16 protein-coding genes and 1 riboswitch are annotated in these 14,675 nt (G+C 37.5%); of the genes, 4 read left to right on the forward strand and 12 right to left on the reverse strand.

Going from position 1 to position 14,675, the window contains the following annotated elements; genetic code table 11:
* Window positions 1–24 precede the first annotated feature (24 nt).
* The 8 genes from purB to CBF35_RS03260 all read right to left on the reverse strand — a co-directional run bounded on the left by purB (window position 25) and on the right by CBF35_RS03260 (window position 7,129).
* Window positions 25–1,320 (reverse strand): adenylosuccinate lyase, encoded by a 1,296-nt coding sequence (purB, locus tag CBF35_RS03225; RefSeq protein WP_126778524.1) that lies wholly within the window; start codon window positions 1,318–1,320, stop codon window positions 25–27.
* A 21-nt stretch (window positions 1,321–1,341) separates the two neighbouring features.
* Window positions 1,342–2,475: an ATP-grasp domain-containing protein gene (locus tag CBF35_RS03230; protein WP_126778526.1), complete on the reverse strand. Its 1,134-nt coding sequence runs from the start codon at window positions 2,473–2,475 to the stop codon at window positions 1,342–1,344.
* Between the two features lie 148 nt (window positions 2,476–2,623).
* On the reverse strand, window positions 2,624–3,940 hold the full coding sequence (locus tag CBF35_RS03235; RefSeq protein ID WP_280530453.1) for a nucleobase:cation symporter-2 family protein: 1,317 nt from the start codon (window positions 3,938–3,940) through the stop codon (window positions 2,624–2,626).
* Window positions 3,940–4,521, reverse strand: coding sequence for a xanthine phosphoribosyltransferase (locus CBF35_RS03240; protein WP_126778528.1), 582 nt, complete (start codon window positions 4,519–4,521; stop codon window positions 3,940–3,942). Before CBF35_RS03240 ends, CBF35_RS03235 begins: the two co-directional genes overlap by 1 nt.
* A gap of 98 nt (window positions 4,522–4,619) precedes the next feature.
* Window positions 4,620–4,716, reverse strand: a riboswitch (purine riboswitch).
* Window positions 4,717–4,843: 127 nt separating this feature from the next.
* Window positions 4,844–5,068 (reverse strand): LPXTG cell wall anchor domain-containing protein, encoded by a 225-nt coding sequence (locus CBF35_RS03245; RefSeq protein ID WP_126778529.1) that lies wholly within the window; start codon window positions 5,066–5,068, stop codon window positions 4,844–4,846.
* 101 nt (window positions 5,069–5,169) lie between these two features.
* Complete coding sequence (locus tag CBF35_RS03250) at window positions 5,170–5,805, reverse strand: glycoside hydrolase family 73 protein (RefSeq protein ID WP_244922555.1); 636 nt, start codon at window positions 5,803–5,805, stop codon at window positions 5,170–5,172.
* A gap of 7 nt (window positions 5,806–5,812) precedes the next feature.
* On the reverse strand, window positions 5,813–6,571 hold the full coding sequence (locus tag CBF35_RS03255; protein ID WP_126778531.1) for a M15 family metallopeptidase: 759 nt from the start codon (window positions 6,569–6,571) through the stop codon (window positions 5,813–5,815).
* A gap of 12 nt (window positions 6,572–6,583) precedes the next feature.
* Window positions 6,584–7,129 carry a hypothetical protein gene (locus CBF35_RS03260; protein WP_126778533.1) on the reverse strand — a complete coding sequence of 182 codons (546 nt, stop codon included), beginning with the start codon at window positions 7,127–7,129 and terminating at the stop codon, window positions 6,584–6,586.
* Window positions 7,130–7,268: 139 nt separating this feature from the next.
* Between CBF35_RS03260 and CBF35_RS03265 the strand changes: the two genes are divergently transcribed.
* On the forward strand, window positions 7,269–8,219 hold the full coding sequence (locus CBF35_RS03265; RefSeq protein WP_126778535.1) for a Gfo/Idh/MocA family protein: 951 nt from the start codon (window positions 7,269–7,271) through the stop codon (window positions 8,217–8,219).
* Window positions 8,220–8,253: 34 nt separating this feature from the next.
* On the opposite strand, the gene CBF35_RS03270 is transcribed toward CBF35_RS03265, so the two are convergent.
* Window positions 8,254–9,216, reverse strand: coding sequence for an aromatic acid exporter family protein (locus tag CBF35_RS03270; protein WP_126778537.1), 963 nt, complete (start codon window positions 9,214–9,216; stop codon window positions 8,254–8,256).
* Between the two features lie 128 nt (window positions 9,217–9,344).
* Here CBF35_RS03270 and CBF35_RS03275 point away from each other — a divergent pair, with 128 nt between their 5' ends.
* From CBF35_RS03275 to CBF35_RS03285, 3 genes are read left to right on the forward strand one after another with little or no spacing between them, the layout of a single operon-like run.
* A complete protein-coding gene (locus CBF35_RS03275; protein WP_126778539.1) occupies window positions 9,345–9,983 on the forward strand; it encodes a hypothetical protein in 639 nt (212 codons plus the stop codon).
* Window positions 9,980–10,567: an FUSC family protein gene (locus tag CBF35_RS03280; protein ID WP_126778541.1), complete on the forward strand. Its 588-nt coding sequence runs from the start codon at window positions 9,980–9,982 to the stop codon at window positions 10,565–10,567. The genes CBF35_RS03275 and CBF35_RS03280 overlap by 4 nt, the downstream gene beginning before the upstream one ends.
* 34 nt (window positions 10,568–10,601) lie before the next feature.
* Window positions 10,602–11,561 (forward strand): glycosyltransferase family 2 protein, encoded by a 960-nt coding sequence (locus CBF35_RS03285; RefSeq protein ID WP_425330179.1) that lies wholly within the window; start codon window positions 10,602–10,604, stop codon window positions 11,559–11,561.
* Window positions 11,562–11,636: 75 nt separating this feature from the next.
* Here CBF35_RS03285 and CBF35_RS03290 read toward each other — a convergent pair whose 3' ends face one another.
* From CBF35_RS03290 to CBF35_RS03300, 3 genes are all read right to left on the reverse strand, one after another.
* Window positions 11,637–13,091 (reverse strand): flotillin lipid rafts scaffold protein FloT, encoded by a 1,455-nt coding sequence (locus CBF35_RS03290; protein WP_126778545.1) that lies wholly within the window; start codon window positions 13,089–13,091, stop codon window positions 11,637–11,639.
* 17 nt (window positions 13,092–13,108) lie between these two features.
* Window positions 13,109–13,633, reverse strand: a complete 525-nt coding sequence (locus CBF35_RS03295; protein ID WP_126778547.1) for an NfeD family membrane protein — start codon at window positions 13,631–13,633, stop codon at window positions 13,109–13,111.
* 256 nt (window positions 13,634–13,889) lie between these two features.
* A complete protein-coding gene (locus CBF35_RS03300; RefSeq protein WP_126778549.1) occupies window positions 13,890–14,651 on the reverse strand; it encodes an LPXTG cell wall anchor domain-containing protein in 762 nt (253 codons plus the stop codon).
* Between the last annotated feature and the right edge of the window lie 24 nt (window positions 14,652–14,675).

Consider the following 14,675-nt stretch of genomic DNA (forward strand, 5'->3'; position numbering starts at 1 on the left):
CGCAAAGATGCTTTCTTAGTTTATTTAAGCTAAACCAACACGTACAAACAAATCATCCACATGTTTCATGTGCCAATTATAATCAAAGGCATTGTCTAAATCAGACATGGTTAACACTTTCATGATTTTTTCGTCAGCTTCAAGTAACGGACGAAATTGTGTTTGATGATCCCAAGCATAGGCAGTTTTAGGCTGAACTAAGTCATAAGCTTCTTCACGAGTCATTCCGTTATCAATTAATTGTAATAACACACGTTGGCTATAAATCAAACCAAATGTGCCTTCCATATTACGTTTCATATTTTCCGGAAAAACAGTTAAGTTTTCAACTAGATTGCTAAAACGATTCAACATATAATCGAGTAAAATCGTCGTATCTGGAATAATAATTCTTTCAGCTGACGAATGAGAAATATCTCGCTCATGCCATAAAACCATATTATCCATTGCCGTTAAGACATGACCACGAATGACCCGTGCTAAACCTGTCATATTTTCAGAACCAATCGGATTGCGCTTGTGAGGCATCGCTGATGAGCCTTTTTGCCCTTTAGCAAAGAATTCCTCAACTTCACGAGTTTCCGATTTTTGTAAGCCGCGAATTTCCGTTGCGAATTTTTCGATACTTGTAGCGATAATTGCCATTGCTGAAACATACTCAGCATGTAAATCTCGAGGTAAGACTTGGGTCGAAATGTCTTGAGCGCGAATTCCTAACTTGTCACAAACAAAAGCTTCAACTGTCGGTGGCGTGTTTGCAAAGGTCCCAACTGCGCCACTAATTTTCCCTGCTTCCACACCTTTGGCTGCATGCTCAAACCGTTCAATGTTCCGTTTCATTTCTGAGTACCATAAAGCCAGTTTTAAACCAAAGGTCGTTGGTTCCGCATGAACACCATGGGTTCTCCCCATCATAACGGTTTTTTTATGGGCTTTAGCTTTTTCACCAATTACCTTAGTAAAACGTTCTAAATCAGCTCTTAATAGATCATTGGCTTGCTTTAATAAATAACCATAAGCGGTGTCAACAACGTCAGTACTCGTTAAACCATAATGAATCCATTTACTTTCGTTACCTAGTGACTCAGATACAGAACGAGTAAAAGCCACCACATCATGTCTTGTTTCGGCTTCGATTTCTAAAATGCGAGGAATCTCAAAGCTAGCATTCGCTCTTATTTTGGCAACGTCTGCTTCCGGGATTTCTCCCATACTAGCCCATGCTTCCGATGCTAAGATTTCAACTTCTAACCAGGCTTCATAGCGGTTTTGATCTGTCCAAATTGCTCCCATTTCTGGGCGAGTGTAACGTTCAATCATTTTATTGACTCCTTTATCTCTTTAAAATTTATCATGCCATATTTGTGTCTCTCTAATACTTGTAAGTTCTCCCTCAATGTCAGTCGTTAACGCCGTAATATGACCGACAACTTCTTTTTGATTCAAGCTGTCATTGCCATAGTAATGGTGATACCAATTCTTTTTAAAAGGAATATAACTGATTGTCTCAACGAGCTGGGATTCTTGAACTTGCAGCAAAACAGCTGCTGACTGTAGTTTCACCTCAGGCAGTTGCCAACCACAAATACCACGAACATGAGCATCAAATTGTGACAAATTAGTCGCTTCCATCGAATAACTGCCTGCATCGTGTGGACCGGGATTAATCGTATTGACATAAATCATGCCAGATGAAGTGATAAACATCTCTAACGTCATTACACCTTGCAAATTTAACGTAACTGCTAAATTATCGGCAATTCGATAGACTTCTTCGACGATTTCAGTTGAGATATCCGCTGGGACAACGGCACTCACAAACTGCTTGTCTTCATCATAAAATGTTTCTGCTACTGGAAAGGTTGTATAATCGCCATTGCCATTGCCAACAACCATGACTGCAATCTCTTTTTCAAAAGGGATCAAGGCTTCCAGAATACATTTACCTTCTTTTATTAAAGGTAAACAACCGCGAATATCCGAAACTTTCGTCATTAAATGTTGCGTTTCTTGACCTTCCCGTTTGTGAACTGATTTCAAAATACATGGAAACCCAATTGAATCAATGTACCCTTCAATATCTGAAATTTGACTAATAATACCGTAGGGAGCAATATTAATATTACTCTCTTCTAAGAAACGTCGTTCTAATAAGCGGTCTTGAGGGCACGCCAAAAGCTCATCACTTTGAACAATTGTGACTAATTCATCTAATTTTCTAATGACTTCGATCGCTACTAAAGAATATTCGAATGTCAAAATATCACATTTTTCGGCCATTTTAACTAGTGCCAATTCATCATCAAAAGTCGAGACAATTTGCCAATCAGCAACTTCAGCTGCTGAACAACCTTCTTTAGGATCAAAGATTCCTACTTGAAAACCAATTGACTTTGCTGATAAGGCTAAGAGTCGCGCTAAATGGCCGCCGCCAACAATTCCGATTGTTTGGCCCGGTATGAATAAATTCGACATGCTTACCCCTCACTTTCTCTGACTCCTTTGTCAAGGTCTTCTCGACAATCACTCTCTTAGTTTAACAACGAGAAGTGACGGTGTCAAAGCTTTCGTAAGCATTTAGGTAAAATTTTAGAATTCTAGCCATTCCTTTTAGGCGGGATTATTAAGTTTGTTCCTTAAAAGCAATTGCCTTGGGTGCTTTTAGAGTGTCGTAGTTGAAAATCCCGTTTAACAACATTGCTGTAAAACTGCTCATCACGATGCCATTGCCAGTAAACATTTGCAGGGCTTGAGGGAATTGTGAGAAGACTTGGGGAACAATATTAAACCCTAAGCCGAAGCCTAGTGAAATCGCAATAATTAATAAGTTCTTTTCATTACTTAAATCTGATTTACTTAACATCTTCATGCCTTGAACTGCTACCATGCCAAACATGACTAACATGCCTCCCCCAAGAACTGGTTCAGGAATGATCTGAGCAACTGCCCCAATTTTTGGTAGTAAGCCTAAAGCCATTAAAAAGAAAGCTGAGAAATAAATCGGACGACGAGATTTAATTCCTGACAATTGAACTAAGCCCACATTTTGCGAAAAGCCGGTATAAGGAAACGTATTAAAGATTCCCCCTAAAATTACCGCCAGACCTTCTGCCCGGTAACCTTTTTTCAATTCATTTTTCCCAACTTTTTGATTTGTAATATCGCCTAAGGCAAAGTAGACACCAGTTGATTCAACCATACTAACAATTGAAATCACAATAATTAATAATGAAGACATTAAATCAAATTTCGGCAAGCCGAAGTAAAAAGGTTGAGGTAAATGGAGCCAAGTCGCTTCTTTGACTGCATCAAAATTTACCATGCCTGTCGCTAAGGCTGCTAAAGTCCCGCCAACTAATCCAACTAAAACGGAAATTGAGCGTACGAACCCTTTGCCCCAGATTTGAATGACTAAAATTAAGGCGATCGTTAGAAAGGCTAAGCCGACAGTTTGTAAATCACCAAAATTTTCAGCCGTTTTATTGCCACCACCAATTTTTTCAATTGCCACAGGAATCAACGTTAAACCAATCACAGTAATCACTGTTCCAGTTACTAATGGCGGGAAGAACTTTTCAATTTTAGAAAAGACCCCTGAAATTAAGACAATAAAGATTCCTGCTACAATAATTGACCCGTACATCGTGCCGATGCCTTTAGTACTACCGATCAAAATTAACGGTGAGACTGCTTGAATCGCACAACCTAAAACGACTGGTAGCCCAATCCCAAAATACTTATTGACTGTTAATTGTAATAAGGTTGCCACACCACACATAAAAATATCAATTGAAATTAAATAAGTCATTTGTTCTGAATTAAAGCCGAGACCTGTTCCGATTAATAATGGTACTGCGATTGCTCCTGCATACATTGCTAATAAATGTTGTAAGCCTAAGACGGCTGCTTTGCCGTTACTTTCTTGTTTTGTCTTTCCCACTAGTTTTCCTCCTGAACGAAGGTCACTTGATTATTGGCTAATGACACAATTCTTGCTAGTGACTCAACCCGTAACTCTTTACTTAATAACAGTTCACGACCGTCTTGGAATGATTTTTCAATCACGATACCAATGCCATTTACTTTAGCACCTGCTTGACGACATAATTCAACTAACCCTAAAGCCGCTTGCCCATTTGCTAAAAAATCATCAATGATTAAGACATTGTCATCTGCTGATAAGAATTTTTGAGAAATCGAGACATTACTCGTTACTTGCTTTGTAAAGGAATAGACTTCTGCCGTTAATAACTCTTCTTTCATTGTCAGACTTTTCGCTTTTCGCGCAAAAATAACTGGTACATCTAAAACTAAACCAGTAAAAATCGCCGGTGCAATTCCCGAAGCCTCAATTGTCACGACTTTCGTAATCCCTTCTGCTTTGAATAAACGAGCAAATTCTTGACCAATTTCAGCCATTAATTTTGGGTCGACTTGATGCGTTAAAAAATTATCAACCTTTAATACTTCTTCCCCGATAACTGTCCCATCTTGCTGAATTTTTTGCTTTAAACTTTCCATAATGATCCCCCTTAGTATTATCAATCCTTTTGATTACGGGCTTTACTAAACAAAAAAACCTTCTTTTACTATTAAATAAAATAGCAAAAAAAGGTTAGGTAATCCTATTTTTTGCTTATAGTCCAGTGTTTACGGCACTAGGTAGAGACGATCAACCAATTATGATCATATACAAGCTGTAATTTTCAAAAAGTTTTCTTAATTATCTATCATTTTCACCTTTTTATCAAGTCAATTCTTAATATTATTCCGATTTTATCCTTTAATATTAAGTTTTTCTCATTAATAAAAAAGCCACTTAGTAACTAAGTGACTTTTTAGGCTATTCTTCTTCTTCGTTTTCTTTTTTTCGTCTAATCAAAACAATAATGATTAAGATGACTAAAATAATACCACCAATGATAATCCCAGTTTTGGCAATTTCTTCACCAGTGTTCGGTAAAGCTTGTAAGGTGCTAGCATCAGCTATTAAGCTGGTCCCGCCAAATACAGTGATGAATGCCAACATTCCAAGAATGTTTAACAGAGCTTTAATTTCTTTTTTCATCTTTAAGTCTCCTTTGTTTATTAAAGTAGCTTTCAGTAAAAATAAAATAACAATAAGTTATTATACCATAATATAAACAAAGTTCAATAACTAACCCTTTATTAATCGTAGTTATTTAACTGATAGGTTTCAATTACTTTGATTATTTTTTGAGCGTAAGTTGGATCAGTGGCATAACCAGCCTCTTGCAACGCTTGGGCAGCACTTAGATAATTGTCACTGGCTACTACTTTTTCATAAAGTTGGGGATTCCAAGAAACACCGTTAATAAAGAGTTGGGCATGATCTTCCATAGAAGCTTCCCAACTTGGATAGACGCGAAAATCAGCGACAATTTCAACCCACTTATTATCAACAAATTCTTTTGTCAGTAAGCCAATTTTTTCTTCCTGACCATAGGCTTTAATGCCATATAAATTATTGTATTCTCGACCTAATTGACTTTGGCCCCAATCAGATTCTAAGATCGCTTGGCTAATAATGATACTAGGTAAGATGCCATATTGTTTTTGAAGCTTTTGAGCGTGATCACTGATCTCATCAATAAAATCCTCTTTCCTTGGGCCACTGTCATAGCTAGGTGTCATAATTTTAGTTGTAAGTAAGTTGAGGGCAAAGAAATAGCCTGCTCCTATTACAACTGTGATCATCAGCCAAAAAAACAGTCGTTGAATTCGCAACTGTTGTTTTTTCCGCTTTCCTTTTGGTCGTCTTCTTTTAGTGGTTTTGCTAGTCATTCTTTCCCTACTTTTCTAATAGTTCCAAATACTCTTCTAAAACCAATTGATGTTTTTCCATAAATTTCGCACTTTCATTACCAACATAGCGTAAATGCCAAGGCTCATAATTAATTCCAGTGATTTCTTCTTTCCCCTTCGGATAACGGATAACAAAACCATAACTACTGGCATTTTGATCAATCCATTTCCCAGCAGGGGTGTCATAAAAACCATCTTCTAAGCCCCGACCTTGGTTGTACCATTCTTGATCGACGACATCCACAGCCAGACCTGTATGGTGTTCACTAGTTCCCGGTACTGTGATGTACTCTTTCGTCTTTAACTCTGCTTCTTTTTGACTTAAACCAGCTGCTAACTGTTCCGCCACCCCATTATCAAAGACTTCTTGCTGATGGGCAATTGAGCGATAGGCTGATAAAACAGTTAACGAATAACCGGCATTCAAGGCAGCTTCTTCAAAGGCATAATAAGCATCATAAACTCGTTCATCTATTTCATAGCTATTTTTCATAGGTATAAGTTTAGACCCTTCAGCTTTGATTGGGTGTTGACTATTAACTAGCAGCAACTGCCAATCGCTTTTCTTGACCTTTGGTAACTCTTTTAACAGCTCTTCTTCCTGAGGGACACTGTTAGAACTTGGTTTAGCTTCTTGACTTTTAGCCGTCAACTCAGGTTGGGCTTTTTCTTTAGGTAAAAAGAAAATCACTACCATTATTAAGACGATCCCTAAAGACAACACATTTATTATTTTTTTAATCATTATTCTCCCCACTTAATTCTTATCGTCTAGAACGTATGTATCTGTTAAGTTTTCGTTTACCCACTCTAGTAAATCTACTGGGGAGTCTTCAATCTGCTGTTGAACAACTGCTGGTAAACAAAACTCTAGAATATCATCATAACCCCACAAATCGTAATCTAAAAAAACCCGTAAATTGATTGTTTCTTTACGTTGACTAGCCATCCCAACTTTATTATGGGAATCTCGTTGACTAATTAACTCCACCATCGCCTCACCAGAACGAATCCATTTTTTAGCGACTAATGATTTGACTCTTTTATATTCTAATACAACATAGTTTCTTTTTTCAGGAAATAAAATTGTTTGTTTAATAATTTTTTGCATGAGCATCCACTCGTAATCAGAAAACAGACTTTTGATTTTTTGCATGTCTTCGCCTTGGAGGACCAGCGTACCATCTTTCCAAGCTTGCCAATCATTTAAGGAAATTTCTAAATAACTTGCACAAAATTGACTTTCTGTTTTAAATTGACTAATAATTTGGTCGACAATTATTTTTACCATTGCTTGATGCATTTACCTCACCTCTCTTATTTCATTTTACCTTGTTTCACAAAAAAAAGCACTTCAGATGACAATTCTTAAGATTTACTTTCCACTAATAAAAAACCTTCTGTTATAATACCTTTAGAGACAAGTAAAGGAGCGTTCCATTATGAAAAAATTTAACTGGGGAATTATTGGCTTAGGTGAGATTGCCACTCAATTTGCCGAAACATTTGACCCTGAAACAGGGAATTTAATTGGTGCCGCCTCACGATCCCTAGCCAAAGCTGAAACATTTGCCCAGGCTCATCAAATCCCCAAAGCCTATGGTAGTTACAAGGAGATTGTCAAAGACCCTGAGATAGATGTCATTTATATCGCAACACCACATAACCATCACCTTGATAGTATTTTATTAGCTTTAAATAATAATAAACATGTTTTATGTGAAAAAGCGATTACGATGAATAGTCAAGAACTAATCGAAGCTCAGACCCTTGCTCAAGCAAAAGGCTTAGTCTTAGCTGAAGCCATGACGATTTTTAATATGCCTTTATACCAGGCGTTAAAAACGAGAATTGACAGTGATGAATTTGGTGCCTTAAAAATGATTCAAGCCTCATTCGGTAGCTACAAAGAAGCTGATCCAACTAATCGTTTCTTTAATCAAGAATTAGCAGGAGGGGCCATCCTAGATATTGGCACCTACGCCCTAGCTTTTACTCGCTTCTTTTTGTCAGAGCAGCCAAACTTTGTCCAATCGACAATGCTTCCCTTTACTACTGGGGTAGATGAGCAATCAGTCACTATTTTACGTAATCCCCAAAATGAAATGGCCACTGTGGCCTTAAGTTTCCAAGCAAAGATGCCTAAACAAGGGATTGTGGCTTTTGAAAAAGCCTTTCTAACGATTACTGATTACCCTCGAGCTGACTTTTGTACGATTACCTTTCTCGATGGTCATGTTGAAAACTTCCAAGTCGGGCAAAGTAGCTTAGCTATGAATTATGAAGTCATAAATATGTCAAAGTTAATTACTGGTGAATTAAAGAATACCTCTTTAGAACTAACTAGGGATGTTATGGCTTTAATGGATATTATGCGCAGCCAATGGCTTTAATAAAAAAACATCTTCCTTCAGGAAGATGTTTTTTTTACGTTTTTAATTTCTCAGAATAAGTTATTTTAATGTCTATAAAACGTTGAAACTCGTTTAATAATTGATAAAGATTTGCCCGATTTTCAAATTCTTCTCGACTTTTAGGTAACGGGGCTTGACGATAAGCAGCTAAAACTAACTGGATTTCCGCGCTCATTTTTTGACCATCGTTTTCGATTGATAAATTATCAGCTGTTGTTAACAAAAGATTTTGAACCCCAGTCACATTACCTTTTTCATGACTAATGACTTTCACTAACTCATTCATCTTACTTAAGACGTTAACTTGAAGTCGACGCATGGCAAAATAATCTAAGAAATAAACATCTTCTCCTAACAACTGATTCTCATCATGACGCTTAGCTTCCTCTTCGGCGCTCTCTAAGTCTTTAATCACATTGACTAGTAAGTTATCACAGGAGATTGAAGCAGCTGTCCCATCTAAGTAAGAGGCCATTCCGTAAAGCAAGGCTTTAATTTTTTCATCATTTTTTTCTTGGTTTCCTTTTAGAAGTTTGATTTTACTTGGCATATAAGAGTTAGCCAGTAAGGCTAAACCAGCACCGATGACTAGCAACGTAAAGGCATTGCTAATCAGACTCAAGGAAAGACTTTCCTCAACTAAATAATGGGTGATTAACACTGAGCTGACAGGAATCCCATCGGACATCCCGTATTTAACTGCCAGGGGAATAAACACTAGTAAGTACACACCAAAAGCCACTGCGTTAAAGCCCAGGAGTTTAAAAAAGATAAAAGCAATGCTCGTTGCTAATGCCAATGACCCAACCCGTAAGATCGCCGTTTTAAAAGCGGACCGTTTACTGTTAGTCACACTTAATAGCGCAATAATTCCTGCTGAGGCTGGATACAGCAAACCAATTTTCTGCGCGATAATAATTCCGACTGCGGCACAAACAGCCGTCTTAACTGTTCTCATTCCAACTTTTAATGGCATTTAATCCCTCCTAATCACTCCTTCAAGGATACCATGAATCTAACATTATTCCGATACTAATTTCTTTTAAATAACTAAGAAACCTGGTTTCTGTGGTATGATATATAGTATAAATTAGGAGGTCGACAATGAATAAACGAATGTTTCTAAAAGTGCTCATCTTCTTACCCTTATTTCTTGGCGCCTGTGGTATTACTGAAGAATTAGAGCAAGCAAAAAATAGTGTCAATGACTTAAAAGTCAATATTGAAACCCAAACTAAAAATTACCAACAACTATCACTCTACTTAAATGAGATTCCTGAAGCTTTCACGACGGACATGGAAGCCAGCCCAGAAACTGGTCTTTTTCCTGAGGATACTGGGGCGATTTTCGATAATTATACGTTACGTCAAGAGTTACATCAAGAGATGGTTAGTCAACAGAAGGCCATCAAAAAACATAAAAAAAGCTTGGACCAAACAATTAAAAACAATGGGGCTGATGTTGATAACGCTCAGTTAAAATTAATTAGTAACAGCCTGTCAATCATCATTAGTAATTTTGACTCATTGAGTATTTACGTTGAGACGAGTATTGCCCAAGAAATTGATTTTTATGCTGACTTGCCTTCAGATAATATGGCTGAAGAATTATCGATTGTGCAACGAACTTATGGCGCTATGGACATCATTAGTGAAGAAGCCGAAGCCAACAACACTTATACTTTAAGTTTAATCAAAACCTTTATTAAAGAAGCACCCAAAAGTAAGGAGAAATCAAAATGATTGCTGGCCCCTTTCGGATTGGATTAAGAACAATCAAAACTTGTTTAGCAGTGATGCTCTGTATCTTGCTTTTTCAAATCTTAGACCGTGACACTCCGATGATTGCTTGTTTAGCTGCTGTTTTCGCTATGCGGGAAGATGTCTCTACGACGATTTCTTTTGGTACTTATCGCATCGTTGGTAACTTGCTAGGTGGTGTCTTAGCCCTTGTTTATATTTTAACTTTCAGATTTTTTAATTATAATTTTTATGTTGAGTTATTATTAATTCCTTGCTTAATTGCATTTATCATCATTTTTTCTGATGGACTTAATTTTAACCCGGGAATCATTGGGGCTTGTGCGACTTTTTTTATCATCGTCTTAACCGTTCCTGAAACTGAATCTTTCAGTTACGCCATTGCTCGAATTATGGACACTGTTATTGGGACCTTAGTCGCGATTGTCGTCAACCATGTTTTCCCCTCCCGCAAAAGGGCGAAGCCACTCGTTCCCTTAAAAACTAAAGAAGAAATCATTACTGAACAACAAGCAGAAATTAACGACTTAAAACATCAACTACTTGAAAATCAAACTAAGAAGTAAGTCATGACTTTTTAGACACTGGAGGATGGCATTATTGGAAAACCTAATTAGTATTGTTGTTCCTTGTTTCAATGAAGAAAAAACAATCACTTTCTTTTATCAAGCAATGAAAAAAATCGAAAAAAAACTTACTCCTTACGAATTTGAGTTTATTTTTATTAACGATGGCTCGAAAGATACTACTTTAGACATTATTAAAGCCTTAGCGGCAATCGACCCTGATCTGATTAAGTATCTTTCCTTCTCCCGTAACTTCGGAAAAGAAGCGGCCATGTATGCCGGTTTAGCTGAGGCTCGTGGCCAGTATGTGACCGTCATGGATGTGGATCTCCAAGACCCGCCAGAACTATTGTTAGAAATGGTAGCAGTTTTAGAAGAAGGAATTTATGACTGTGTCGGGGCACGTCGGGTTAACCGGAAAGATGAACCTGCTCTACGCTCATTTTTCGCTCGCCAGTTTTATAAAATTATCAATCGGATTTCCGACACTGAAATTATTGACGGTGTTCGTGATTACCGCTTAATGACGAGACAAATGGTCGATGCCATTCTCTCATTAACGGAATATAATCGCTTTTCCAAGGGGATCTTTAGCTGGGTCGGTTTTAATACTAAATATTTGGAATTTGAAAATCGCGAACGAATTGCTGGCGAAACCTCTTGGTCATTTTTCGGACTACTTAAATATTCTCTTGAAGGAATTATTTCTTTTTCCGTTTTCCCTTTAGCGATCGCTTCCTTTATTGGAATCTTCACTTTTTTACTCTCACTAATTTTCTTAGTCCTCATCGTTGGTCGGGCGCTACTCTATGGTGATCCAGTCTCTGGTTGGCCTTCCTTAATTAGTGTCATCTTGCTTTTAGGTGGCATCCAATTATTTTGTATCGGCATTATCGGTCAATATTTAGGGCGCGTCTTTACTGAAGTCAAAAAACGCCCACTCTACATTACGAAAGAAACTAATATTAGCAAAAAAGCTAAGAGAAAACGCTAAATTAGTAAGGAAAAATTTTTGAAAACTTCACTAATAAAAAATCCCCTGACAATCTTGAGTTGTCAGGGGATTTTTTTATTCGTCTTTATCTGTTAAATTAACAATGTTATGGCTAGGTTTTTTAGTCATGTTTTCCAACATTTCTTTTAAATCTAAACCAGTTGTTTCTTTTAAGGTTTCTTGTGATGATGCAAGTAAGTTAGTCGCGTAATTAGTAATGCGGTTAGCGCCACTACCTTCGCCACCTTGGCCTGTATCAACAACTGAAATTTTCTCGATATTGCCTAAAGGCTGTGCTGCTTCTTTAACTAAGCTTGGTAACATATCAATGACCATACTCATCACAGCTGCTTCACCATATTGTTTAAAGGCTTCGGCAATCTTAGCTTTCGCTTCGGCTTCAGCAGCACCTTTTGCGAGAATTGCTTCAGCTTCAGCATTACCTTCTAAGCGAACTTGAGAGGCATTGGCTTCGGCCATCGCTTCAATTCTAAATTTCTCTGCTTCAGCTTCAGCGACTTCACGAGCTTTACCAGCTAAAGCTTCTTGTTCTTTAGCATAACGATCTGCATCGGCTTTTTTCTTCACTTCTGAATCGTATTGTTTCTCACGACGAGTGATTTCTTTTTCTTCTAATTCAATTTGTTTTTGACGCTCAATGATTTTTACTTCCATCTCTTGGGCAACAACTTCTTGTTGTGCACGGGCACTTTGTAAGTTATAGGCCTGATCGGCTTTGGCTTTGGCCACGTCTGACTCTTCTTTATAAAGAGCTAGTTTTAATTCTTTTTCTTTTGAAGCTTCAGCAATTTCTGTCTGACGTTCTAATTCTGATTTTTGTGATTCTTTTTCTGCTTGAGCACGTTTGATCCGCGTTTCTTTATCAGCTTCTGCTTCGGCGATATTGGCATCACGTTTCACTTGAGCGATTCTTGGTTTACCTAATGAATCTAAGTAACCATTGTTATCACGAACTTCTTTAATCGTAAATGAAACAATAATTAAGCCCATTTTCGCTAAATCGACACTAGCTACTTCTTGAACGCTTTGGCTAAATTTATCCCGGTTTTGGTAAATCTCTTCGACAGTCATCGAACCTAAGATTGAACGTAAGTGACCTTCTAAAACTTCACGAGCTTCATTTTCTAAGTCACCACGAGTTTTACTTAAAAACTGTTCAGCTGCTGTAGCAATTTCTTCAACTGATGAACCAATTTTAATAATTGAAGTACCATCAGCCATGACTGGCACACCTTGTTCAGTATAAACTTCAGGGGTAGACACATCTAGTTTACTTGATAACAAACTTAAACGGTTTGAACGTTGAAAGACTGGTAAGACAAAAGCCCCGCCACCACGGACAATTTTAACTTTGTTACCTGATTCATCTTTATGGACATTCTTTGTTCCTAAGTAACTACCACTGATGATTAGTGCCTCATCTGGTTTAGCTGTTTGATATTTTGAAATAAAAATGATCAACAACATTAATAAAATAAAAACGACGATTCCAATTACAACTAAAAGCATTTTTTTTCCTCCTCTATTTAACCTAAAAAGCTTTCTTCATAAGGCACAACGTAACAAACACGTTCTCTTATTTCAATAATTAAGACTAGTTCACCATTGGCAATCCCTTGTTCTTGGGGCTCATAAAAACTTGCTGGTCTCGTCATGGAGCCAGTCACGCTTTTAATTTGGATTTCACCCATCCCTTTTAAAGGAATCGGCGTCATTACCGTAGCTGTTCGCCCTTCTAGGTCTTTTTCCGATACTGAAATTGTCGCTTCAGAATTTCTAAGTGGTACTAAGATATAGAAGTTCAACAAGAACACCAGTAAGGTTGAGACAGCGCCGCCTAAAAGGAAGACAACTAAGCCGTTTAAACTTGAAAAGCGCTCGCCAATATAGCCAAAAAGGGCTGTAAAGGCAATCCATGGAACTAGTAACATCGGATCTAGTGGCCCATCAAAATCAAAGACATCACCAAAAACAAACAAGAGAACTGCTAACCCAGCACAGACAACTAAGACGTAAAAATAAATAGTTTCTAACTGATACCCACCTAACATTCTGCTCACTTCCTTTCTCGTTCTAGCCTGTACCTTCATTTTACCAACCTTTGTAACAAAAACATAGGACAATCGTAACATTTTTGTAAAAAATCAGTCTAAAGGCTGAGGGCTTCCGCTTTTAAAGAGTTAAATTTACGATAAGATTGAACTTCCCTTCTATTAATCCTCACAAAAAAAGACTGGGACTTAGTTGTCCAGTCTTAATTTTTTTATTAGTCCATTGTTTCTTAACTATTTTTCTAAAAAATATTGCCTATTCTGATACTTCAGATTTCTTCTGAAAAATTAAACTAACGCTTAAGAGTAACAATAAACCAAAGCCTAAGAGGCTGCCATGATTAAGCTCGCTTGTCTGTGGCAATTTTTGCGTGCTACCAGGTCTCTTGATAATTGTTCCTGGTTGGCTTGGCTTTCCAGGGCCACTAGGCTGACTTGGTGGATCAGTTGGTTTCTGTGGTTCTTGTGGTTCTTGTGGTTCTTGTGGTTCTTCTGGCTTCCTTGGCTGATCTGTGGCAACAAAGGTCCATTCAGAAATCGTTTCATAACCATTATAAGCATTAGCTAGAGTTAAAGGCACATCTAAACGTAATAGATAGACTTTTTCTTCGTTCTTTTTAAACTCTCCTAAGCTAATGCTCTGGCCTTGGGTCATCTCGTTAATTCGACCTTGGTACAAAGTGTTTGCCCCTTGGCTTAAACTTAATGTTAATTGCTCTAAGAAACTCAAATCAAATTCATCTGTACTCAAGACCGCCAAACTGATTGCCGTCTGAGTCTGACTGTCATTTTTTATCGTTAGTTTTTGAGTGACCTGATCCCCAGGCATTATCTCTTTAAAATTACCTAATAAATCCGCTGACTCTAAAACAAAATTAGCTTGCCCTGTCTTGTTTTTACCTTGATAAGTTAAATAGCTAGCTTTTAAATCAGCTGCCTCGACTTTACTAGCTAATACGAAACAGGACAACAAACTTAGGACTAACAAGCTTCTTTGAAAGCTAGTCTTATGTCTCATTTACTCACCTCCAAGTGACGTACT

The organism is Vagococcus salmoninarum, assembly GCF_003987495.1.
GTDB lineage: Bacteria > Bacillota > Bacilli > Lactobacillales > Vagococcaceae > Vagococcus_D > Vagococcus_D salmoninarum.